24 protein-coding genes and 1 pseudogene are annotated in these 22,016 nt (G+C 74.0%); 12 read left to right on the forward strand and 13 right to left on the reverse strand.

The window, feature by feature from the left end:
- Nucleotides 1-16: 16 nt before the first annotated feature.
- Nucleotides 17-1,216 (forward strand): mannose-6-phosphate isomerase, class I, encoded by a 1,200-nt coding sequence (gene manA, locus ACFXPX_RS10455; RefSeq protein WP_380640526.1) that lies wholly within the window; start codon nt 17-19, stop codon nt 1,214-1,216.
- Between the two features lie 41 nt (nt 1,217-1,257).
- On the opposite strand, the gene ACFXPX_RS10460 is transcribed toward manA, so the two are convergent.
- The 6 genes from ACFXPX_RS10460 to ACFXPX_RS10485 form a co-directional block, all read right to left on the reverse strand.
- Nucleotides 1,258-1,653 (reverse strand): DUF2267 domain-containing protein, encoded by a 396-nt coding sequence (locus ACFXPX_RS10460; protein ID WP_380640528.1) that lies wholly within the window; start codon nt 1,651-1,653, stop codon nt 1,258-1,260.
- A 361-nt stretch (nt 1,654-2,014) separates the two neighbouring features.
- On the reverse strand, nt 2,015-2,662 hold the full coding sequence (locus tag ACFXPX_RS10465) for an acyl-CoA thioesterase (protein WP_380589047.1): 648 nt from the start codon (nt 2,660-2,662) through the stop codon (nt 2,015-2,017).
- The gene (locus ACFXPX_RS10470) at nt 2,659-2,862 is read right to left on the reverse strand and encodes a hypothetical protein (RefSeq protein ID WP_380640530.1); all 204 of its coding nucleotides are present in this window, start codon (nt 2,860-2,862) and stop codon (nt 2,659-2,661) included. Before ACFXPX_RS10470 ends, ACFXPX_RS10465 begins: the two co-directional genes overlap by 4 nt.
- A gap of 373 nt (nt 2,863-3,235) precedes the next feature.
- Entirely contained in the window at nt 3,236-4,288 is a 1,053-nt protein-coding gene (locus ACFXPX_RS10475; protein WP_380640532.1) for a DUF6528 family protein, read from the reverse strand.
- A gap of 69 nt (nt 4,289-4,357) precedes the next feature.
- Nucleotides 4,358-5,749: an NAD(P)/FAD-dependent oxidoreductase gene (locus ACFXPX_RS10480; RefSeq protein WP_380640534.1), complete on the reverse strand. Its 1,392-nt coding sequence runs from the start codon at nt 5,747-5,749 to the stop codon at nt 4,358-4,360.
- 105 nt (nt 5,750-5,854) lie between these two features.
- Nucleotides 5,855-6,337 (reverse strand): flavoprotein, encoded by a 483-nt coding sequence (locus ACFXPX_RS10485; RefSeq protein WP_380640536.1) that lies wholly within the window; start codon nt 6,335-6,337, stop codon nt 5,855-5,857.
- 284 nt (nt 6,338-6,621) lie between these two features.
- Between ACFXPX_RS10485 and ACFXPX_RS10490 the strand changes: the two are divergent.
- The 4 genes and pseudogenes from ACFXPX_RS10490 to ACFXPX_RS10505 form a co-directional block, all read left to right on the forward strand.
- Nucleotides 6,622-7,119, forward strand: a pseudogene (locus tag ACFXPX_RS10490) (NUDIX domain-containing protein); the annotation flags it as partial.
- A 30-nt stretch (nt 7,120-7,149) separates the two neighbouring features.
- The gene (locus ACFXPX_RS10495) at nt 7,150-7,506 is read left to right on the forward strand and encodes a hypothetical protein (RefSeq protein WP_375894442.1); all 357 of its coding nucleotides are present in this window, start codon (nt 7,150-7,152) and stop codon (nt 7,504-7,506) included.
- A 243-nt stretch (nt 7,507-7,749) separates the two neighbouring features.
- Nucleotides 7,750-8,244 carry a hypothetical protein gene (locus ACFXPX_RS10500; protein WP_380525400.1) on the forward strand — a complete coding sequence of 165 codons (495 nt, stop codon included), beginning with the start codon at nt 7,750-7,752 and terminating at the stop codon, nt 8,242-8,244.
- A gap of 137 nt (nt 8,245-8,381) precedes the next feature.
- Entirely contained in the window at nt 8,382-8,993 is a 612-nt protein-coding gene (locus ACFXPX_RS10505) for a class I SAM-dependent methyltransferase (protein WP_375894825.1), read from the forward strand.
- 86 nt (nt 8,994-9,079) lie between these two features.
- On the opposite strand, the gene ACFXPX_RS10510 is transcribed toward ACFXPX_RS10505, so the two are convergent.
- The 3 genes from ACFXPX_RS10510 to ACFXPX_RS10520 form a co-directional block, all read right to left on the reverse strand.
- The gene (locus ACFXPX_RS10510) at nt 9,080-9,727 is read right to left on the reverse strand and encodes a response regulator (protein ID WP_380525401.1); all 648 of its coding nucleotides are present in this window, start codon (nt 9,725-9,727) and stop codon (nt 9,080-9,082) included.
- The gene (locus tag ACFXPX_RS10515; RefSeq protein ID WP_380525402.1) at nt 9,715-10,959 is read right to left on the reverse strand and encodes a sensor histidine kinase; all 1,245 of its coding nucleotides are present in this window, start codon (nt 10,957-10,959) and stop codon (nt 9,715-9,717) included. The genes ACFXPX_RS10510 and ACFXPX_RS10515 overlap by 13 nt, the downstream gene beginning before the upstream one ends.
- Before the next feature lie 111 nt (nt 10,960-11,070).
- Nucleotides 11,071-11,430 carry a hypothetical protein gene (locus tag ACFXPX_RS10520; RefSeq protein ID WP_380640538.1) on the reverse strand — a complete coding sequence of 120 codons (360 nt, stop codon included), beginning with the start codon at nt 11,428-11,430 and terminating at the stop codon, nt 11,071-11,073.
- 293 nt (nt 11,431-11,723) lie between these two features.
- Between ACFXPX_RS10520 and ACFXPX_RS10525 the strand changes: the two genes are divergently transcribed.
- Both ACFXPX_RS10525 and ACFXPX_RS10530 read left to right on the forward strand, forming a co-directional pair.
- Nucleotides 11,724-12,020 (forward strand): hypothetical protein, encoded by a 297-nt coding sequence (locus ACFXPX_RS10525; RefSeq protein WP_380525404.1) that lies wholly within the window; start codon nt 11,724-11,726, stop codon nt 12,018-12,020.
- Nucleotides 12,017-12,652, forward strand: a complete 636-nt coding sequence (locus tag ACFXPX_RS10530) for a ribosome-inactivating family protein (RefSeq protein WP_380640540.1) — start codon at nt 12,017-12,019, stop codon at nt 12,650-12,652. Before ACFXPX_RS10525 ends, ACFXPX_RS10530 begins: the two co-directional genes overlap by 4 nt.
- 108 nt (nt 12,653-12,760) lie before the next feature.
- Here ACFXPX_RS10530 and ACFXPX_RS10535 read toward each other — a convergent pair whose 3' ends face one another.
- Nucleotides 12,761-14,281: a hypothetical protein gene (locus ACFXPX_RS10535; protein ID WP_380640542.1), complete on the reverse strand. Its 1,521-nt coding sequence runs from the start codon at nt 14,279-14,281 to the stop codon at nt 12,761-12,763.
- Between the two features lie 89 nt (nt 14,282-14,370).
- Nucleotides 14,371-15,396, reverse strand: coding sequence for an FAD-dependent oxidoreductase (locus ACFXPX_RS10540; protein ID WP_380640544.1), 1,026 nt, complete (start codon nt 15,394-15,396; stop codon nt 14,371-14,373).
- Nucleotides 15,397-15,631: 235 nt separating this feature from the next.
- Between ACFXPX_RS10540 and ACFXPX_RS10545 the strand changes: the two genes are divergently transcribed.
- Entirely contained in the window at nt 15,632-16,540 is a 909-nt protein-coding gene (locus tag ACFXPX_RS10545; RefSeq protein ID WP_380640546.1) for a LysR family transcriptional regulator, read from the forward strand.
- A gap of 89 nt (nt 16,541-16,629) precedes the next feature.
- Here ACFXPX_RS10545 and ACFXPX_RS10550 read toward each other — a convergent pair whose 3' ends face one another.
- Nucleotides 16,630-17,115, reverse strand: coding sequence for a cysteine/serine endopeptidase inhibitor (locus ACFXPX_RS10550; protein ID WP_380640548.1), 486 nt, complete (start codon nt 17,113-17,115; stop codon nt 16,630-16,632).
- A 286-nt stretch (nt 17,116-17,401) separates the two neighbouring features.
- Between ACFXPX_RS10550 and ACFXPX_RS10555 the strand changes: the two genes are divergently transcribed.
- From ACFXPX_RS10555 to ACFXPX_RS10565, 3 genes are all read left to right on the forward strand, one after another.
- Nucleotides 17,402-17,614 carry a hypothetical protein gene (locus ACFXPX_RS10555; RefSeq protein WP_380589014.1) on the forward strand — a complete coding sequence of 71 codons (213 nt, stop codon included), beginning with the start codon at nt 17,402-17,404 and terminating at the stop codon, nt 17,612-17,614.
- A 400-nt stretch (nt 17,615-18,014) separates the two neighbouring features.
- A complete protein-coding gene (locus ACFXPX_RS10560; RefSeq protein WP_375894844.1) occupies nt 18,015-18,668 on the forward strand; it encodes a 4'-phosphopantetheinyl transferase in 654 nt (217 codons plus the stop codon).
- A gap of 46 nt (nt 18,669-18,714) precedes the next feature.
- On the forward strand, nt 18,715-19,098 hold the full coding sequence (locus ACFXPX_RS10565; RefSeq protein WP_375894846.1) for a barstar family protein: 384 nt from the start codon (nt 18,715-18,717) through the stop codon (nt 19,096-19,098).
- Nucleotides 19,099-19,107: 9 nt separating this feature from the next.
- Here the strand turns inward: ACFXPX_RS10565 and ACFXPX_RS10570 are convergent, their stop codons facing one another.
- Nucleotides 19,108-19,773 carry a polysaccharide deacetylase family protein gene (locus ACFXPX_RS10570; RefSeq protein ID WP_375894848.1) on the reverse strand — a complete coding sequence of 222 codons (666 nt, stop codon included), beginning with the start codon at nt 19,771-19,773 and terminating at the stop codon, nt 19,108-19,110.
- Between the two features lie 486 nt (nt 19,774-20,259).
- Here ACFXPX_RS10570 and ACFXPX_RS10575 point away from each other — a divergent pair, with 486 nt between their 5' ends.
- Nucleotides 20,260-21,903: a CehA/McbA family metallohydrolase gene (locus tag ACFXPX_RS10575; RefSeq protein ID WP_380640550.1), complete on the forward strand. Its 1,644-nt coding sequence runs from the start codon at nt 20,260-20,262 to the stop codon at nt 21,901-21,903.
- Nucleotides 21,904-22,016 lie beyond the last annotated feature (113 nt).

Consider the following 22,016-nt stretch of genomic DNA (forward strand, 5'->3'; position numbering starts at 1 on the left):
CCGGGAGACCCCTGGCATGCCGCCCTACACCCTGCTCGACAACCCGGTCCGCCACTACCCCTGGGGCTCCCCCACCGCCATCCCCGCCCTCACCGGCACCGCCCCCGACGGCACCCCGCAGGCCGAACTGTGGATGGGCGCCCACCCCTCCGCGCCCTCCCGGGCCGGCGGCCGGGCGCTCGACGCACTGATCGCCGCCGACCCGGACGGCCTGCTCGGGCCGGACACCGTACGGCGGTTCGGCCCGGAACTGCCCTTCCTGTTCAAGGTGCTGGCCGCCGACCGGGCGCTCTCCCTGCAGGTCCACCCCACCCGCGCCCAGGCCGAGGCCGGGTACGCCGCCGAAGAGGCCCGGGGCATCCCGCCCACCGCCCCGGAGCGGGTGTACAAGGACCGCTCCCACAAGCCCGAACTGCTGGGCGCCCTCGGTGACTTCGAGGCCCTCTGCGGCTTCCGCCCGACCGCCGCCACGGCCCGGCTGCTGGACGCCCTCGGCGTGCTCGCCCCCTGGGCGGCCACCCTGCGCGAGCGGCCCGCCGCCGAGGCACTGCCCGCACTGCTGCGCCGGGCACTGGCCGCCGACGCTCCCCAACTCACCACCGTGGCCGGGGCGCTGCGCCGCACCGCCGCCTCCGGCGGCCCCCACGCGGACACCTGCGCGGCCTACGCCCGGCTCGCCGAGGAGTACCCCGGCGACCCTGGCCTGCTCGCCGCGCTGCTGCTCAACCACGTCCGGCTCACCGCCGGCCAGGCGCTCTACCTCGCCGCCGGGGTGCCGCACGCGTACCTCCGGGGCGTGGGCGTCGAGTTGATGGCCAACTCGGACAACGTGCTGCGCGGCGGGCTCACCGGCAAGCACGTCGACGTGGCCGGACTGCTGGCCGTCACCGACTTCCGGGCGGCCGCGCCCGCCGTCCTCGAAGCCCGCCCACTGACCGCCGTCGAGGCCGAATTCCCGTCCCCTGCCGAAGAGTTCCGGCTCTCCCGACTGCACCCGTCGGCCGCCCCCGTCCGGATCGAGCTGCCCACCCCGCAGATCCTGCTCTGCACCGCGGGCAGCGCCCGGCTGCACGCCCCCGGACACCCCGGCCTCGACCTGCCCCGGGGCGCCTCGGCGTACCTGCCCCCGGGCGCCGGGCCGGTCAAGCTGACCGGGCCGGGCGCGGAGCTGTTCCGGGCCACCACCGGCCGCTGGGGCGCGTCCTGGGCGCCCTGACCCGCAGGGTTGTGCACGCGGGGTTGTTCACGCGGGGTTGTTCACGCGGGCAGCGGGTGGCCGAAGAGCAGGTCGTAGCCGTCCGGCAGCTGCTCGACCACCCGGTCGACCAGCTCCCCCGGGACGAGCTCGGCCAGGGTGCTCAGCACCGCCCCGATGTCCCACTGCGCGGTCGCGGTCGTGGCGCCGTCGATCCAGCCCACCACGGCCTCGACGAAGCGCTCGGCGGTCAGCGGCTCGGCGGCGGGCCAGGCGTCCCGGAGCAGCGTCGCGTACGTGGCGGGCAGCGCCCCGGCGAGTTCGCCGCGCTCCGAACCCACCAAGTGCTCACCCAGCAGGCAGAGCACGACCCGGACGGCGTGGTCCGCCTCCGCCTCGCCCCGGTACTCGCCGCGCTCCACGACACGGGCGAGGAAGTCCTCCCAGGAGATGGTCATCGCGTCCTCCTTCCGGTCGGCGGGACCGGGCCGGGTCGGCGGCCGATGGTCCAGGGAGGCTGCTGGTCGCAGCCCGTCACCGCCGGGGGACGTACCGGTTCCCGTGCTGCTCAGCGTACTGCGCTCCGGACCGGGCGGACCCGCCGCTGCGGGTGGGGCGGCGGTCCTGAACGGAACCCTGACGCCGTGCCCTTGCGGTGCGGCGGAAGCGGTCCGGGAGGGGCCGGACGGGAGGGGCCGGACCGACGGATCGACGCCGTTGTCGATCACGCCGCCGGCCCGCGCCGTCACCGGCACGGGAGCCCACGGTCGCCGGGCGGCTCAGTCGCCGGGCGGCTCAGCGGGCGGTTCGGCGGGCGGTTCAGCCCGCCGAGGTACGACACCGCCGACGCGGACCGCGCGGCGAGCCCACCCCGCCACCCAGCCGGGCCGGCGCCCAGCGCACCGGGTCCGACTCCGAGGCCGGGACCGGCGCCTGCACCGACGCCTGCGCCCGGGCCGCCGCAGCGGCACCAGCGGCAGCGGCAGCGGGAAGGCCGCCCGCCCGGCGGTCGCCACGCGCCGTGTCCGGCGCCGGGCCGGCCGCCGAGACCGACATAAACGCCGCCAGAAAGCGCCGCTCGTTCTGGCTGAGTTTGCGCGAACGCCCGGATTCCGGGTCCCGTGCGACCACCACGGTCCGCGCCCGCATAAACGTGAGCGGTTCCCGGCAGACATTCACCTCGACGTGCGCGGAACTCCGCCCGAGGTGTTCCACCGTCAGCCGCACCGACAAAGGCTCGGGGCGGTGGTGCAACTGTTCCAGGTAATCGATCTCGTGCCGGGCGATAATGAATCCGGACGGGAACAGCGATTGCCGGACGGCGGTCGCGTGGTGGCGGAACAGGTCGTAAATCCCCTCCTGGACGTAGCCGACCAGCCGGGCGTTGTTGATGTGCCCGTTCTCGTCGACGTCGCTCCACCGGGTGGGGCAGGACAGCACGTGCACGCCCGGACGCAGGGCGCTCACTGCTCCGTCAGCCCGGCGCCGGCGACGGTGGGGAGCAGCGCCCGCTGCAACCTGGCGTAGTAGCCGGACTGTTCGGCCGCCATCCGGGCCGCGGTCCAGCCCTCCTCGGCCGCCTCCGCGGCGGCCTGCACGACCAGGCTGTCGAGCACCGTGTCGACCGACCGGCAGAGTGCGGCGACCGCCGCGAGTCGCTCGGTCACGTCCGCCGTTCCGGCCGCATTCCGGGCCGGAAATGCCGCCAGCGAGTCGACCGCGAGCTGCAGATCGTCGATGACGTCCGACCGGCTTTCCTCCGGGGAATTCCGCATGCTTTTCTCCAGGACCAATTCGGGCCGTTACGGCCCGGTAGCTGACGTTCGAATACACCCGATCGGTGTCGGCCCCCCGACGGCTTCGACGCTATCCCAGTCGGCGCAGGTCCGCAGATGGTTTTCGGACGCTGAGGGGAAACTGACTTCCATTGGAGTAGTTTGCCGGGGTACACAATATGCCCCATCAGCCGAACGCGGTAAGCAGAACGGGTGGTATCGCCGACCCGCCGACCAAGATCGACTACTGTCCGTCACGGATCTGCTACCAGCCACCCCACCAGCGCGCCTTGTACAGCTGCGTGCCGGTCAACTTCCACGTCCTCTCGGGGCGGTGCAGGCGGATCACCGAGGTGCACCAGTCGCAGGCCGGGGAGTGGTCCGGGACCACCGTGAGCAGCCGCCCGGTGCCGGGCTCGTCACCGATGCTCTTGACGTCCCGCTCCTCGGCCGGATCTGCGGAACGGGCGGGATCGGCGGGATCGGCCAGATGGACGGCGGTGAACCCGTCGGCGGCGGGGTCGTACTGCCAGAGGCCGTTCAGGGTGCTCACCCAGAACCGGCCCGGCGAGCCCAGGACGGGCGCGAGGTCATGACCGCCCTGGTCGGGCAGCGGGGCGCTGCGGACCGCCGTCAGGGCGGGCGCGTCCGGGTCCCCGCCGACCCGCAGCCCGGTCAGCTCTCCGTCGCCGAGCACCCAGAGCAGGCCGGACCGCTCGTCCCAGTGCACCCCGTGCGCGCCGGAGAGCCGGAACGTCGCATGGGCGGTGGCCCGGGAGCCCTGCGAGGCGGCGTACAGCCGTACCCACCCGCCGGCGCTCGCGGCGACCGCGACGTTGCCGTCCGGGAGCAGCTCGATGCTGTGCGGATTGACGTCCCCGCCGAGGTCCGCCGCCCAGCGGCTGGCGCCGGTGGCGGTGTCGACGACGGCGACGAGCCCGCCGGAGGCCGTGGTCAGCAGGTAGTGCCGGCCCTCCAGGGTCCGGCCCTTCGCCTCGTCCGGGTCGGTCCAGCTCTGCTCGGGGTCCAGGTCGCCGAGGTCGGACGCCCGGTCGGCCGCCCAGGACCACACCACGGGCGGACGGTCGACGCCCTGGTACCCCGTCAGCTCCTCGACCCCCCGCAGCACGAGGACGCGGCGGGACGCCTGGTCCACGGCGGCCACCTCCCCGTCCTGCGCGGTGTCCGGTGCGGCGGACGCGGCGCGGGTGACGGACGCGCCATGGGCAACGGACGCGGCACGGGCGGCATACGCGCGGCCCGCGGGCACGCAGAGCAGCAGGGCGAGGCACAGGGCCGGCAGGGTTCTCCTCAGCACGCCCCAACGGTGCACGGCGCACGGCGCGGCACCCGGCGGACCAGCCGCGCGCCTCGGCCGAACGGCCCGTCAGATTCGCCCGGAGACCAGGTCCGCGACCCGGGCGATCGGCGAGGTGGTGGCCCGTCCGGCCGCCTCCTGCCGGTCGGCGGCGTGGTACGCGGCGTACATCGCCTGCACCCCCAGCCAGCGCAGCGGCTCCGGCTCCCAGCGCCGCACGGTGTGCCCCACCCAGGGCAGCGCGGTGAGTTCGGTGTCCCGCCCCAGCACCAGGTCGCGCAGGGTGCGGCCGGCCAGGTTGGTGGTGGTCACCCCGCTGCCGACGTACCCGCCCGCCCAGCCGAGCCCGCTCGCCCGGTCCAGCTCCACCGTCGCGCACCAGTCCCGGGGGACGCCCAGCACCCCGGCCCAGGCGTGGTCGATCCGGGCGTGCGCGGCGGCGGGGAAGAAGTCGTTCAGGATCCGGCGCAGCTGGCGCACCGTCTCCACCTGGGTACTGCCGTCCGAGTCCGTCCGCGAGCCGAAGCGGTACGGCACGCCCCGCCCGCCGAGGGCGATCCGGTCGTCGGCGGTCCGCTGGGCGTACATGTAGGCATGCGCGAAGTCCCCGAGCACCTCCCGGCCCTGCCAGCCGGCCTCCGCCCAGAACTCCGCGGGCAGCGGCTCGGTGGCCACCATCGCCGAGTTCATCGGCAGCCAGGTCCGCCGCTCGCCGCGCAGCCCGGCGGTGAACCCCTCGGTGGCGCGCAGCACGCGGTCGGCGGTGACGGTGCCGTACGGCGTCACGGCGCGCGGACGGCGGCCGTCGCCGCCGGGGACGATCCCGGTGACGGGTGTGCCCTCGTACACCTCGACCCCCAACTCCCGTACCACCCGCGCCAGGCCGCGCACGAGCTTGGCCGGCTGGATCCGGGCCCCGTACGGGGACCACGCCCCGCCGAGGACGCCCGCGGCATTGACGCGCCCGCCGGCCTCCTTCGCGGAGAGCTCTTCCACCCGGCCCTCTCCGTAGCCCCGCTCGGTTTCGACGAAGGCCTTCAACCGCTCCAACTGCGGCCCGCTCCGGGCCACTTCGAGCACCCCGCCCCGGACGACGTCCGCCTCGATCCCCTCCGCGGCCGCGGTCTCCACGACCTCGCCGACCGCTGCGTCCATCACCCGCTGCATCGCCGCCGCCCGGCCCCGGCCGTACGTCCTGGCGAAGGCCCCGCGGCCGGCGAAGCCGTTGTACAGCCACCCGCCGTTGCGCCCCGAGGCGCCGTAGCCGCAGAATCGGCGCTCCAACAGGGCTACCCTCAGAGCGGGTTCGGCCTTCTTCACGTAGTAGGCGGTCCACAGTCCGGTGTACCCGCCGCCGACGACGCAGACGTCCACGTCCCGGTCTCCCGGCAGGGCAGGGCCCGACAGCGGAACCCCCTCCGCCGCGTACCAGAACGACACCTCGCCGTTGACCGCTGCCACCGGAACCTCCCACACCGTCGCCGACCTGCCCGGACGCTACTCCGGGCCGCTCACGGGGCAACACCCGCACACTGCCAGGATCGGGCCGCCGGACCAGCCACCCTGTCAGTCCCCCAGCAGGTCCAGCGCCCGGGTCCAGCTGTACGACCCGGGCGTGAACTCCGCGATCCGCACGCCCATCCGCCGCAGCCGCTCCAGGCTCTCCCCGTACGCCGGGTGCGCCGCCTGGGCCGCGCTCAGACAGGGCTGGACGGCGACGGGGATGCCCCAGCCGTAGGACTCGCAGAGGATGCCCAGCGCGAGGGTGTCCGAGATCCCGGCGCTCCACTTGTTGATCGTGTTGAAGGTGGCCGGCGAGACCACCAGCGCGTCCGGGTCGGGCAGCGGACGGGGATCCCCGGGCTTCCGCCAGGCGGACCGGATCGGGAAACCCGCCTGCTCCTCAAGCCCTTCCACGTCGATGAACCCCATCGCCAACGGAGTCGCCACCACCCCGACGGACCACCCCCGCCCCTGCGCGGCGGAGACCAACTCCGGCACGCCATTGGCCACTCCGGCCGCACACACCACCACATAGAGCATCGGCATCACCCGCACGCCCCTCTCTTACCTAGCAGCCCACCACCAGATCCGCATGCACGATCTTCCCGCACACCTCCACCGAGGCCCCCCAACGCCCGCCCCCGGCGCCCCTCCGATCCCATGACTCCGAGTCGGAGTCACCACACTCTCCGTAGCCGTACTATTGGCCCAGCCTTCAGGAGAGCGAGCGGTGGCGCGTCAACCAGACCCGAGCGAAGTCATCGAAGGGCGAGCAGAATCAGACTCCTCCTGCTCGCCGACATCATCCCGTCGCCCCGGAGAGGTCCATCATGAGGCCGACCACCACCGACACCGAGGCCTGGAACGCCCACCTCGCCGAGGGCAACGCGCGACAGGCGCGCAAGCGCGTCTCGGCGGACGTCATCCTGCGCGACGACGTCGGCCGGATCCTCACCGTCAACCCGACCTACAAACCGGCCTGGGACCTGCCCGGTGGCATGGCGGAGGCCAACGAGCCGCCCGACCGTGCAGCCGTCCGGGAACTGCGGGAGGAACTCGGCCTGAACATCACCGTCCACCGCCTCCTCGTCGTCGACTGGGTCGCCCCGCACGGCCCCTGGGACGATCAACTCGCCTTCGTCTTCGACGCCGGCGTCCTCGCTCCCGCCCTCGCCGCCGCCGTGCGCCCGCACGACGACGAACTCTCCGAGGCCATCTTCCTCCCCGCCGCCGAGGCCGCCGCCAGGCTCCGCCCCCGTCAACGCCGCCGGTTCCAGGCCGCCCTGCACTCGCTCGCCGACGGCCGAACCCGGTACCTGCACAACGGGATTGATCCCACCACCGAGAAGGAATCCCCCATGACCGAGGACGGCCGGATCTTCCGCGAGGCCTGGATCGCCGGGGTGCGCAAGCACTTCCCCGGCGATCCCAAGCCCGGCTACGTCTCCCCCTGGGAGGAGACGCCCGACTGGGAACGGGCTGCCGCAGCCGCCGTGTTCGGCCAGGTCCGCGATTTCATCACCGTCAGCGGCGGGAGCACCTCGAAGCTCACCCGCGAGCAGAAGGGCCGCTTCGTCGCCCTCTGCTGGATCGCCCAGATCCACCACCACATCGCCGCCCCCAAACCCGCCTACACCGCCGACTGGGACGACCTCCCCAAGTGGCAGCAGGAGACCGACGCCGACATCTTCGAGGCCGTCGAACGCCACCTCTGACCCTCCCGCCCGCGCCTGCGAGTCCGCAGGCGCGGGCGCGGGCGCAGACCCGCGCCGCGTCGCCGGAGTTGGTCGCGCGGCCGCCGCGCGAGAAGCGGTCGCCGCGAAGTCGGTCATGGCCGCCCTGACGGACGGTACCTAGCACCACCATCAACTCGGATAGGAGCGCTACTGCCTCCGGCGCGCGCGAACGACATGCTGATGCCGTGCCCGAGGAACGGGCACGGGAGGGAGTCAGGTGTCATGGCGAGCACTCAGCCGACCGGCGTTCATTCGCTCCGTCCGGTCGGCGGGGACGCCGGTTCGGACGCCGGTGCCCGGCGGATCCTTCCGAAGGCCGCGGCCGCTTCGGCGCTCCCCCTGCTGCTTCGCCGGGGGGCCACGGTCCTCACCGCGCTCGGGCTGGCGATGATTCCCTGGCTGGTCTTCCTGCACACCGGACTGCCGGCCACCGCTCGGGCCTCGCACTGGGCCTGGACGTGGACGGGTCTGGACGGCCTTGAGGCGCTCGGCCTGCTCTCCACCGGACTGCTCCTCAGGCGCGGCGACCGCCGGGCCTGCCTGGCCTCCGCCGCGACCTCGGCCCTGCTGCTGGTCGACGCCTGGTTCGACACCATGACGGCCGCCCCGGGTTCGGACTTCACGCAGGCGGCGCTCATGGCGGCCTTCGCCGAGGTGCCGCTGGCGCTGGCCTGCGCGGTTCTCGCGACCCGGACCTTCCCTCGGCCGGGCCGCTGAGCGGAACAGCTCGTGACGTGATCGGCGCGCCTGCGGTCCGGTCCGCAGCGCCGGCGCAAGCCGAGTGCACACAAACACACCTGACTAACCATCAGAACTGCTCTCGATGGCCCTAGTCGGACATTTATGGAGGAATGATGAGGAATTCACGAGCATTGATCGGCGCGGGCGCTGCCGCCGCCGTCGCCACCTGGTGGTTCACCGACTCCGCGCCGTACCCGTACTCCCAGCACTGGCTGCTCGACCTGCCACTGCCGTTCCTGACCTTGAAGCGTCTGGACCACGTGCTGCAGGCCCGGGAGGGCGAGAGGATCCTGGAGATCGGCCCCGGAACCGGCCTGCAGTCGCTGCACGTCGCACCGCAGCTGGGCCCGGACGGGCAGCTGGACATCGTGGACATCCAGCAGGAGATGCTCGACCACGTGGGCCGCCGGGCCAAGGAGCAGGGTGTCGGCACCATCGTGCCGACCTGCGCCGACGCACATGAACTTCCTTTTGCGGACGGCTCGTTCGATGCGGCCTACCTGGTGACGGCGCTGGGCGAGATCCCGGATCCGGCGCGCACGCTGGCCGAGCTGCGCCGGACGTTGAAGCCGTTCGGGCGGTTGGTGGTCGGCGAGTTCTTCGACCGGCACCAGATCCGGCCGTCCTCGCTGATCAGCCTGGCGGAGGGAGCCGGGCTGCGGGTCGCCCGGCTGTACGGTCCGCCGTTCGCGTACTACGCGGTGCTGCGTCCGATCCACGCCTGACGCCACCGTGCGCGCGGCCGCACGGGTGCCCGAGGACCACGACGGGACTGGACGCGCACCAGGGGGCCCGCCCCCGCTCCCGGGGCTCAGTCCCTGGACGCGCCCAGGAAGCGCAGCACGGCGAGCACCCGGCGGTGGTCCGCATCGGCCACCGGCAGGTCGAGTTTGGCGAGGATGTTGTTGATGTGCTTGGCCACCGCGCTCTCACCGACCGTCAGCGCCTCGGCGATGCCGGCATTGGACCGGCCCTCCGCCATCAGGGCCAGCACCTCCCGCTCGCGCGGGGTCAGGGCGGCCAGCGGGTCGCCGCGGCGGAGCAGGAGTTGGGCGACGACCTGGGGGTCCAGCGCCGTCCCCCCTTCGGCCACCCGCCGTACCGCTGCCGCGAAGTCCTGGACATCGGCCACGCGTTGCTTGAGCAGGTAGCCCACTCCGCTCGTGTTGTTCGCCAACAGGTCAGCGGCGTACCGCTCCTCCACGTACTGCGAGAGCAGGACCACCGCCGTGCGCGGCCGGCTGCGGCGGATCGCCGTGGCCGCCCGCACGCCCTCGTCGGTGAAGGTGGGCGGCATCCGGACGTCCACCAGGGCGAGTTCGGGCCGGTGCTCCTCGACGGCGGCCAACAGCGCCTCCGCATCGCCGACTTCGGCGACGACCTGGAAGCCGCCCATCTCCAGTACCTTGACCAGGCCGACCCGCAACAGCACCGAGTCCTCGGCGATCACCGCGCGCACGGCAGCTCCACCGTCACGGTCGTCGGTCCCCCGACGGGGCTGCTGAGCCGGAGGACGCCGTCGACGGAGCCCACCCGCTTGGCCAGCCCGCTCAACCCCGTACCACCGGAGGGGTCGGCGCCGCCCAGCCCGTCGTCGGTGACGTTCAACCGCAGGACCGTCCCGACCCGTCGGACCGTCACCTCGACCCGCGAGGCGCCGGCGTGCTTGGTCACGTTCGCCAGCGCCTCGGAGATCACGAAGTACGCAACCGACTCCACGGCGGGCGCCGCCCGTTCCGGCAGCTCGACCCGCAGGCGCACCGGCAGCGGAACGCGGGCGGCCAGTCCGGACAACGCCGCATCCAGGCCCCGGTCCTCGAGCACCGCCGGATGCAACCCGCGTACCATATCGCCGAGTTCGGCGATCGCCGCCTTCGCCTCCAGGTGCGCTTCCGCCAGCATCGCACGGGTCTCGCCCGGCAGGTCGGGGCTGGTGGCCATGGCCAGTCCCAGGTTGACCGCCAGCGAGACCAGCCGCTGCTGGGTGCCGTCGTGCAGGTCGCGCTCGATCCGGCGGCGCTCGGCATCGACCGCCTCGATCAGATCGGTGCGGCTGGTCGCCAGGTACGCGACCCGCTCCTGGAGCCGATCGGCCCGGCTGGGTCCGAGCAGCGCCGCGGCGGAGCGCGACTCCGCCCGGGCCACCACCCCGGCGAGCCAGGGCAGGAGGGACAGCAGCAGGAGGCCGAGCACGGTGTAGCACGGCATCAGCGTCGCCCAGCCGAACCATACGCGCCGCGCCCCGACCGGCAGCGCCCACACCCAGCCGTACCCGGTGGCGCCCGCCAGACCCACCGCCGCCGCCACCAGCACCAACAGCTCCGCCAGGGCCGCCGGCGGGCCCAGCACCAGGTGGTACCCGACCTGTCGCCAGGCGCGCGGCGAGGCGAGCCACCGCAGGGCCGTGGCGGGCGACCACCGCTGCGGCACGGGCGCCGGGCGACGGATGTCCACCCCGAGCAGCGCCCGGTGCCGGTACCGCTGAACCATCGTCAGCACCGGGACGCCGCTCAGGACCAGGGCGACGGACACCGGGAGCACGAGCGCCCAGTCCCCCGTCCTGGCAATGGTCGCCGCGCTCCAGGCCCACACGGGCACCAGCGCCAGGTGCAGCGGGACACCCGTGGCCAGGAAGCCGGTGTCCCGCCGCGCCCGCCGCGCCAGGCGCCCCAACCGGGGTGGAATCGTCATGGCTCGACGTTAGAGCACCCCGACACGGGCCCGCTATGGATCTTGTATCCGCATCCCTGGTGAACCCAGTACCACCACGCCGGGGCCGGGCCCACTGGACGTCAAGTCCGGTCAGAGGCCGACGGCGTCCGGATAGTGTCGCCGGAACTCACCGAGCACACGCTCGTCGACGGACCTGACCTCCCACAGCGAGCTGTCGAACTCCGTGAGCACCACCACCGGCGCGCTGTCGGCCGAGCCGGTCGCCTCGGCGTCGACGAACTGCACGGCCGGGGAGACCAGGGCGAGCAGCGTCGCGGTGTCCATGCCCTCGCCGGCCGAGCGGCGCTCCAGCTCCGCCGTGAGCTCCCAGTGCTCCTCGCACTCGACCCGCCAGCGCAGGCCCTTCCCGAAGTCGCCCAGGTGCCCGAGCAGTTCGGCCAACGTGACGTAGTGCCGACCCCGCCATGCCCGGAAGCTGATCCCCTGCACCCTGCCCGTCCCCCGCCTCGAACCCGTTGCGCCGTTGCACCGTTGCGCCACTGGTCAGGCTACTTGTCCATGGCCTTGACCGCAGCGATGTCCGGGTCGGACAGCTCGGCGGTCCCACCCAGGACACCCCGGCGGGGAGGCCTCCGAAGCCGTTGTCCACCAGCTGAACCCGCGGGCATCGTCGGCCCATGGTTCCGTACATACGGAGTATGCATCGCCGTACGCGTCAGGCCCTGCCCGAAGCACCACCGCAGCACACCATGTCATGCACGCCCAGAAAGGCCCCCTGGTCCATGCCCGCAGCAAACCGCTCCCTCGGCGGCTCGAAGCGCCTGACGGCGCTCCTGCTCTCACTCGTCGCCCTGTTCTCCGTGGCCCAGTTCAAGGCCGCCCCGACCGCCAAGGCCGACACCAGCAACTACTGGTCGGTCGTCACCTGGGACATCACCGGACTCGCCGCTGGGGGCAGCCGTCCCGCGGCGAGCTACCGGAGCATGATCAGGCAGCTCAGGGAGCTCTCCGGAACCAGCATCGCCCCCGCCTGGCACGGACCACCACGGCCACCGGGCGGTACATCGAGATCAGCGTGAACGACTACAGCGACCCGATCAACACGCACCGGCTCTCGCTCTACCTGCGCCTCGACAACCTGTACCTCGACGGCTTCACCGCCTCGGGGCGGAACTGGCGGTTCAGCGACGCTCCGACGTACCTCAGCACCCGGTTCGCCGCCGCCTACCCGCGGGACGGCCTCCTCGAGAACCTCCGGTACTCCTCCCACTACTCCGACCTCGCCAGCCCCGAGGCCCGCGGTGCCCAGCGCTACAGCGGAGCGGCCTTCTACGGCTTCCTCAGCACGCTCTTCGGGGTCTCCGAAGGCTCCCGGGACCAAGCCCGCGCCCCACTCGCCGCCATGATCGGAGCGACCTCCGGGGCGGCCCGTTTCGGTTGGATCGAGAACCGCATCGCCGCCTCGATCGAGACCGGCGGACAGCAGGACGGCGCCCAGCGCTACGACAACCTGGGCCCCTTCGGAGCCGGCCTGGAGAACAGCTGGGACGAGCTGTCGCGCCTCGTCTACCGGGAGCAGAACGGTGACTCCCAGCGCCCCACCGTCAGGATCGACGGCCGTAACTACAGCAGCATCAGCGACATCGTCAACGGGATCGGCACCGGAACGCCGAGGATCGCTCCCTTCCTGACCCACGGAACCGCCCACTGACGGCATCCCCACCTGCCCGGAGAACCGCCAAGGCCGCCACCGAGAGCACTCGGTGGCGGCCGTGGCCCGGTATCAGCCCTGCGCGGAACGCGGGTCGCACCACCCGCCTCAGGACGGCATCCGCACCGGGGCGATCACCGAGGGCGGGGAGCAGTGCGGGGAGGTGCGGCAGACGGTGAGCGGACGGGGGTTGGCGCCGTCCAGGACCTGGACGGACCACAACACGGGGTAGCTGCCGCCGCAGATGCCGCAGGTCGGGGGCGGCGGCGGGGTGAAGCCCTCGGGCGGCGGGCCGAAGCCGGGCGGCGCGGCGGGCGACGCGGCGGGCGGGGCAACGGGCGGGGCAACGGGCGGCTCCGTGGGCGGCGCCGGCATCGGGGCCACGGCCGGCATCGGCGGCACGGCCGGGCGCGGCGGCGCCACCGGTGGTGGGGGCGCGACCGGCGCCACCGGCGGCACCGGAGGCGGCGCCGCGCCCCACACCGCCAGCCCCGCCACCAGCGCCTCGAAGTCGTACCCGCACTCGCCGCAGCTGATCAGCGCCCCCTCCGTACGCATGTCCCCGCAGCCCGGGCAGAAGGTCACCGGGTGTTCGTCGGCCGCCGTGCTCTCGCAGCGCGAGCAGATGAAGTCGGGCTCGACCTTGCCCTGTTGGAGGAACGCCCCGATCATCGCGAAGGGGTTGATCTCACCGTTCTTGCCGTGGCCGGCCCGGACGACGGTGGTGATGAGCTTGAGCCGCCTCCGCCGTTCCCGCATCCGCTGGAGGTCCAGGTTCACCACCTTGGTCTGCCGGCAGTCCCGGCAGGTGCACAGGGTGCGGACCGGCAACTGGGAGCGGATGCCGAACTGGCGGTACAGGAACTCGAAGACGGGGCGCTGTTCGCTGCCGATCCGCACGTCCACCACACCGAACCCGACCGCCGCCAGGCAGCCCTCCACCTCGGCGGCCAACCGGGCCACTCCGGCGCCGAGTTGTTCCGGTACGCCGTCCGGCCGGCTGCTCATCATCACCGGTATCGCCAGCAGGGCGGCCAGGGCGGAGTGGTCCAGGCCGAGTACGCCCGCGCGGGAGTGGAAGACGGCGCCCTGCACCCCGCTCCAGAGCGAGGGCCCGGTGCGCCGGGGGGTGCCGGAGAGCCGGTCGTTGATCATGGCGGTGACACCGCCGACCACCCGTTGCCCGGTCTGGTGGTGCCGGGCCAGCGTCTCGGCCTGGGGTGCGCTGGTCCACCAGCGGGGCTGCGGGAAGTCCGTCGCCGCGTCGGGGTCGAGGGCGGTCAGCGCCCGGTCGAGGGCGAACAGCGCGTTCTGGTACGCCGTCACGTACGGGGACTGCACACCGAGGGCGACCACCGAGACGGCCCGGTCGGTGAGGTGCACCGCAACCGTGGTGCCGTTCCCGTCGGCCGCGGCAGCGGCGGCGAACTGGAGCCGCGCCGCGAGCGGGACTTCGTCGGGCAGCAGCATGGCGGAGCGCACGACCGAGCCGCGCCGGGCCTCCACCACGGTGGCCTGCTCCGAGGTGACCTGGAAGCCGAGCGAGCGCAGCGCGTCGACGGCGGCGATCCGGACGCGTCCGGCGTCGGCGCGGACGCGGCGCTCGGCGTCGAGGGTGATCGAGGCCAAGACTCCTCCGCAGGAATGGACTTCGGGGCGGAACGACCGCACGACGGACCGGGATTCTAGTCACCGACGGCCGCACCCCGCAGGACGAATCATCGGATCCGGGCACCCGCCCCGACCAGCTCCACCACCGCGTCCGCACACCCCCAGCTCAGCGTCACGCCCGCGCCGCCGTGCCCGTAGTTGTGCACGATCCGGAGCCCGGCCGCCGCCTCCCCGCCCACCGCTTCCCCATCGGCCGACTCCTCGACCGCCAGCCGCACCCCGCCCCTGCGGTCGGGCCGCAGGCCGACCGGGCAGCCGATGAGTTCGGCTCCGCGCAGCTCGGGGACGTGCACCGCGCACCGGGCCAGGATCGCCTCGGCCGCCGCCCGGTCGCCGCGGAGGTCCCAGCTGCCCTCCTCGAAGGTGCCGCCGAGGACGACGTCCCGGCTGCGCGGGTGGACGTAGGTGTACCCGGCCGGTTCGTCCTGGATCCGCAGCGAGGCCCGCAGACCGGGGTTGCGCACCAGGGCGAGCTGTCCCCGCACCGGCCGCACCGCGTCGTCGCCGCACAGCAGCCGGGCGCCGAGGCCGGCCGCGTTGACCACCACGGGCGCCCAGGCGCCGGCCTGCCGGAGGGTGTCGAGCCGCCGGTGGAGCACCTTGCCGCCGCCCTCGCGGAAGCGGCCGAGCAGCCAGGGCAGGTAGCGCGGCATCTCGACCGTGGGGGCGGTGAACCGCCAGCCGTCCGCGTAGGCCGGGGCGAGGTCGGCCGGCTCCAGTCGGCGCAGGTCGGGGACGCCGGCGCCCCACCAGGGGGTGCCGCCGTCCTGACGCCGGAGCGCGGGCATCCAGGTGTCGCGCAGGACGACGCCGGGCACGCCGGCCCGGGCCTGCCGGGCGAGTTCGGCGTAGGTGGCGGCCGACCAGGCGGCCACCTGCCCGCCCGCCTCCACACCCACCGGGTACCAGACGGCTGCGGCCACGGCCGAGACCGTGGACAGCAGCCCGTCCGCCGTCACCACCCCGACCCGCAGGCCCCGCTCCTGGAGGCGCAGGGCCGTGGTGAGCCCGATGATCCCGCTGCCGATCACGACCACGTCCAGGCCCACGCCCAGGTCCGCATCCGCATCCACGCCCGTACCAACACCCGTACCAACACCCGTAGCAACGCCCACACCCACGGTGCCCCCCTCCCACCGACTCCCCGCCGGCCGATCCGGCCGCGGCGTCCGGACTCCAGGAAAGCGGGGCGGGCGGCGAGGCGTCCAAGACCGGTTGCGTCCTCCGGCGATAAGGCGCCCTTATCGCCGCCGGTGGGCGGTGCGCGGGCCCGGCGCCGGTCCACCGCGGCGGGCCTATCATCGCCCGGTGGACCTCCGTCGCATGCGTTACTTCGCGGTCCTGGCCGAGGAGTTGAACTTCACCCGGGCCGCCCGCCGACTGCGGGTGGCCCAGCCCGCACTGAGCCAGCAGATCAAGGCGCTGGAGCGGCAGCTCGGCGTGCAGCTGGTCGAACGCACCAGCAGGGGATGCACGTTGACCCCGATCGGCGGCGCGGTCGCCGAGGAGGCCCGGCAGCTGCTGCACCGGGTGGCCGAGGCCGACCGGCGGATCGCGGCGGTGGCCCGGGGGCAGCAGGGCAGCCTGAGGGTGGCGTACACCCGCTCGGCCCGCGGCGGCGTCTCGGACACCCTGATGGGCGAGTTCCGCAGTCGCTACCCCCGGGTGGACGTCGCCCTGCAGACCGGCTGGACCGCCCTCAACGTCGACGAGCTGCTCGCCGGGCGGCTGGACGCGGCCTTCGTCCGTCCGCCGCTGGACGTCCCCGAGCTGGCCTGCCGGGTCATCGCCGAGGAGGAACTGCTGCTCGCGGTGCCGAGCGGCCACCCGCTCGCCCGGGGCCGCGGCCGGCTCGACCGGGGCGCGATCCGGGACGAGCCGGTGGTGCTGTGGCCGCGCGACAACGGGCCCGGGATGCACGCGTCGATCACCGGCCAGCTCTGGCCCGACCGGCCGCCCCGGATCGTCCGCGAGGAGCCGGACGACGAGCAGCTGCTGCTCGCGGTGGCGGCGGGCCACGGCATCGCGCCGATCCCGGAGGGCCGGGCCCGGGTCTTCCGGATCCCCGGTGTCAGCCTGCGCCGCCTGGCCCGCCCGGTGCCGACGGTCTCACTGGGCCTGGCCCACAACCCCCGGACGGCCTCCCCGGCGGTCCAGCTGCTGCTCGCCATGGCCCCACGGCTCGGCGCCACAGCGGCTTCCCCGCCTGGCAGTTGAGACCGCCGGGCCCACCCCCGTACGCACGCGCACGAGCCCGTGGGCACGCGCGCGAGCGGCCGAGGTGGGCCCGGCGGGGTGGGCGGCCGTCAGCCGATGGTCGAGCCGGTGACGGGCTCGGACAGCTCGACGGTCCTGCCGTTCAGCCCGGCCTTGACGAACTGCCAGGTGAGGCCGCTGATCACGCCCTTGTCGAGCGGGGCCAGCTTGGCGAAGGCGGGCTGGCTGAGGTCGATGTGGGTGGAGTCGCAGGACGGACACTGGTCCTTCACCGGGACGGTGATGGTCTTGCCCTGGTACGTGACCTTGACCGAGATGCCCTTGCACACCGGGTCGTTGTTGGGGTTCGCGGTGGTCCACCAGGTGTGCGAGACGGCGACCAGCATCTGGTTGGAGGCGTTGATCTGGGTGCCGCAGGCGCCGTAGCCCGCGTCGGTGTAGTACGTGGCCTTGCCGGTCATCGGCTTGTTGATCGGTATCGCGGCGCTGGCGGAGCCGGCCGTCAGGGCGATGAGGGCGGCGGCGGCGAGCGGGACGCCCGCGAGGATCCTGAGGTTCTTGCCGATGGCGCGCATGGTTCGTTCCCTCCGGTTCGACGATCCCGGGAAAGGTCATGGGCATGACAGCCAGAAGTCACCGAGGCCACAGTGCAGTTCGGCGAACGATCCGACGATCCGATGCCCACCCGGTGAAAGGAACGTATGTGCCCGTCCTCGGCATGGTCCAGACCTCCCCGGTGTTGCCATGAACACAAGGCAAGGATCTTTACCAATGCGGCCGAAGGGGCGAAGATGCGTGACCGCCTCACCACACAGGGTGTTGACAGGCCGTCACGACCGCCCGCCCCGGAGGCCCGCCCCCATGCGCACCGCCCTCGCCGCCCTGCTCCTCGGCGCCGCCCTGACCCCGGCCCTCGCCGCACCGGCCCTCGCCGCCCCCTCGCCCGCCGCCGCACCCGCGACCCGCGAGGTGAACCAGGGCTACAGCATCCCGGTCGGCGGCGTGACCGACCTCGGCGCACTGCCCGTCCTCGGCAGCCTCGGACTGGACTTCGCCCACCTGCTCGGACAGTGACGGGCAGTCACCACCGCCCCGCACCCGGGCAGCACCCGACCCCGACAGCCGCACTCCCGCCATCGGACCGCCACCCCGCCGCCCGGTCACCCTGCTGCCCGGCACCCCCGAGCTGGAACGCTACCGCTCCTCCCGGCTGATCTCCCTCCGCTCCTTCACCGCCGTACGACCCGGAGACGATCGCCCGGGCCCTGCGCGAGGCGGCGGCCGCCTTCGAGTGACCGCCGCCCCCAGTGACGGCCTTCCAATGACCGCCGCCGGGCGGGCGGCCCCGGTCCGGGCTCCCGCCGCTGCGCGAGCGGCCCCGATTTGCCGAAGATCACGGACCGGGCCCGCCCGCCCACGTTAGGCTCGCTCCGCGCGGCCCGCCGCCCGCGCTCGCCGACCCAGGGGGGAACGCATGATCGGGGACCTGCTGCCGGACGTCGTGGTGACCGAGGTGGCCTACGACGACCCGCCCGAGGCCCGGCTGGAGCCCGCCGAGGAGGCCGCCGTCGCCCGCGCCGTGGACAAGCGCCGGCGCGAGTTCACCACCGTCCGCCACTGCGCCCGCACCGCGCTGGCCCGCCTCGGTGTCCCGTACCGCCCGCTCGTCCCGGGCCTGCGCGGGGCGCCGAGCTGGCCGGACGGCGTGATCGGCAGCCTCACCCACTGCGACGGCTTCCGCGCGGCCGCCGTCACCCGGGCCGGCACCCTGGCCTCGGTGGGCATCGACGCCGAGCCGGCACTGCCGCTCCCCGAGGGCGTGCTGGACTCCGTCGCCCTGCCGGTCGAGCAGGAACGGCTGGCGAAGCTCGCCGCCGAACACCCGGACACGCCGTGGGACCGCATCCTGTTCAGCGCCAAGGAGTCGGTCTACAAGGCCTGGTTCCCGCTCACCCGGCTGTGGCTGGACTTCCACGAGGCCGAGCTCGACCTCTCCCCCGACGGCACCTTCACCGCCCGGCTGCTGGTCCCCGGCCCGGTGGTCGGCGGCCGCCGCCTGGACGGCTTCGAGGGCCGCTGGGCGGTGCGCGACGGCCTGCTCGCCACCGCGATCGCCGTCCACCCGTAACCGGCCGCCACCCGGCGGTTCGCCGCCCGGGCATATCCTCGTCCCCGTGACGGTGACCTATGTGCTCGACGGCGGGAAGATCGGCAATCTGGAGGACTTCTGGGCGGAGGTCGGTCGGAAGATCGGCGCCGACGGCTACTTCGGCCGCAACCTGGACGCCTTCGCCGACTGCCTCAGCGGCGGCTTCGGCACGCCGGACGACGACGACTACGTCATCGAGTGGCGCGACCACGAGGCCTCCCGCCGCGCCCTCGGCTACCCGGAGACGGTCCGCCAGCTGGAGCGGCAGCTCCCCCGGGTCCACCCCACCAACCGCGAACGGGTCGCGGCCGAGCTGGCCGCCGCCCGGGCGGGCAAGGGCCCGACGGTCTTCGACTGGCTGGTCGACATCATCGAGGAGCGGCACCCGGGCGGCCTCCGCCTGGCCTGACCCTCGGGCTCACAGCACGTCGGACAACCGGACGAACCGCCGCCCCGCCGCCAGCAGCCCCGGCAGCGCCGCCGCCACCCCGCGGGCGGTGCCGTGACCGGGCTGGTTCATGTGCCCGATGACGATCGCCCCCGGCGGCGCCGACGCCACCTCCTGCCGCACCTCAGCGGCCGGGAGGGTCGCCCCGCCGTCCGCGTTCACGGTGAACCCGGCGATCCGTTCGCCCAGGTCGGCGACCACCCGGACGGCGACGTCGTCGTAGTACGCGGTGCCGGAGCGGAAGAACCGCGGCGGGTGCCCGAGCAGCTCGGTCAGCTTGTGGGCGTTGCCCGCCACCTCGTCGTACACCTCGCCGACCCCGCCCGTGCCGGCGATCCCCTCGGCCGAACGGCCGGTCACGGAGAGCGGGCGGTGCACGGTGCCGTGGTTGCCGATCTCGAACAGCGGGTCGGCGGCGAGCTGTTCGAAGGTGCGCGGATTGGCGTCGATCCAGCGGGCGTTCAGGAACAGCGTGGCCGGGACCTCGTGGGCGCGCAGGAAGTCGATCAGCTCGGCGTCGTAGCGGCTCCCGCCGGGCCCCCCGCAGGCGTCGAAGGTGAGCGCCGTGGCCTGCTGACCCTCCGGCAGCCCGGTGACCACCCCGGGGAGGTCCAGGCCCCAGGCGGTCGGCGCCACGGCCGCGTAGCGCTGGACCAGCTCGGCCCGGCCCGGCTCCCGGGGGGTCGCGGCAGCGGAGGGTGCGGCCGACGCCGTGCCCGCGGGACTCCCCGAGGGCGCCGCCGAAGGGCTCGGCGTAGAGGTCGCCGAAGGACTCGGCGAAGAGGTCCCCGCCGGAGTCCCCGTCGAGCCGACGGCCGCCCTGCCCCCCTCCGCGCCGCGCCCCGACCCGCACCCCGCCAGCGCACCGCCGCCCACCACCGCCGCCAGCAGCGTCCGCCGACTCAGTGCCACGCCTGCCTCCCGACCGCCCCGTCGTCACCTTCCGTACGAACCACCACATGACTATGAACCGGTCATCCGTCACTCCCCGCAACTCGCCCCGCCCTGGCCGGGCCCCTCTTTCACCGGCCCGCCCCACCCCGGTGGGTCCCGCCTCACCCCGGGTTCACCCCCGGGGGTAGGCGAACGGACGGACCAGCCCACCCCAGCCCGGAGGCCCCGATGCCCGCCGACCCCACACCTCCCGCCGACCCGACACCCCCCGCCCGGCCCGCGCACCCCGCCGCTCCCCCGCACCCCGCCCGCCGCGACCTGCTCCGCACCGGCCTCGCCACCGGCGCCGCCACCGCCCTCGGCCTGGCCGCCACGACCGGTGCCGCGGGCACCGCCTCGGCCGCCCCGAACCGCGACACGAACCAGGACGCGGACCGGACCGACCGCACCCTCACCCTCACCGGCCACCTCCCCACCGGCTGCCCCGACTTCGTCTACCTCCCGCTCGAAGTCCCCGAGGGCGTCCGCGAGATCGCCGTCTCCTACGGCTACGACAAGCCGCCGGTCCCGGCCGGCACCCCCGGCAACTCCTGCGACATCGGCATCTTCGACGAGCGCGGCACCGACCTCGGCGGCGACGGCTTCCGCGGCTGGTCCGGCGGCTTCCGCACCGAGTTCGCGCTCGCCCGCGGCTCCGCCACCCCCGGCTACCTCCCCGGCCCGATCAACCCGGGCACCTGGCACCTCGTCCTGGGCCCGTACCAGGTCGCCCCGCAGGGCCTGGAGTACCACGTCGAGGTGACCCTCCGGTTCGGCGAGCCGGGGCCGGAGTTCACCCCGCACTACCCGCCGGAGCGGGCCCGCGGCCGCGGCCGGGCCTGGTACCGGGGCGACTGCCACCTGCACACCGTGCACTCCGACGGCCGCCGCCTGCCCGAGGAGGTGGCCGCCGGGGCCCGCGCCGCGGGCCTGGACTTCATCGTCTCCACCGACCACAACACCAGCTCCTCGCACGCCGTCTGGGGTCCGCTGGCCGGCCCGGACCTGCTGATCGTGCCCGGCGAGGAGGTCACCACCCGCAACGGCCACTGGCTGGCCCTGGGCCTGGAGGCCGGCCAGTTCGTCGACTGGCGCTACCGCTCGCGCGACGAGGAGTTCCCGCGCTTCGTCCGCCAGGTCCACCGCTCCGGCGGCCTGGTGGTGCCCGCGCACCCGTACTGCCCGTACGTCGCCTGCCAGTGGAAGTTCGGCTACGAGCAGGCCGACGCCGTCGAGGTGTGGAACGGGCCGTGGACCTACGACGACGAGTCGGCCGTCGACACCTGGGACTCCGAGCTCGCGGTGGCCCTGCGGGGCGGCCGCTCCTGGCGGCCCGCGATGGGCAACAGCGACGCCCACAGCGCGCCCCAGGTCATCGGCCTGCCGCACAACGTCGTCCTCGCCGAGGACCTCACCCGCGACGCCGTCCTCGACGGGCTGCGCGCCGGGCGCAGCTGGCTGGCCGAGTCCGCCGCCGTCCGGCTCGACCTCACCGCCACCGGCCACGGCCGCCGGGCGGGCATCGGTGAGGAGCTGACCGTCCCGGCCGACGCCCCGGTGGACGTCCGGCTCGCCGTCTCCGGCGTGCCCGGCGGCACCGTCCGGCTGATCACCGACGAGGGGCAGCTGCACCAGGAGTCGCTGCCCGCCGACGGCTCCGGCACGGTCGTCTGGCGCACCACGGCCTCGCTGGCCGCCTACGTCCGCGCCGAGGTGCGCCACCCGAGGGCGGACGGGACGCCCGGCAAGGGCAACGCGATGGGTCCGGACCTGCCGTGGGGGCCGATGGCGGCCCTCACCAACCCGATCGTGCTGCGCGCCGAGGAGCGCTGAACGGGTCCGGCGACCCGCCCACCGGCCGGGAGGGGGACGACTCGGGGCACCCGTTTGGACTAGGTTGATCCCCGAAACGCATCAGTCGTAGGGACGAGGCGGTCGGCTGTCCG

It is taken from the genome of Kitasatospora sp. NPDC059146, from assembly GCF_042786665.1.
In the GTDB taxonomy this organism is placed as follows: domain Bacteria; phylum Actinomycetota; class Actinomycetes; order Streptomycetales; family Streptomycetaceae; genus Kitasatospora.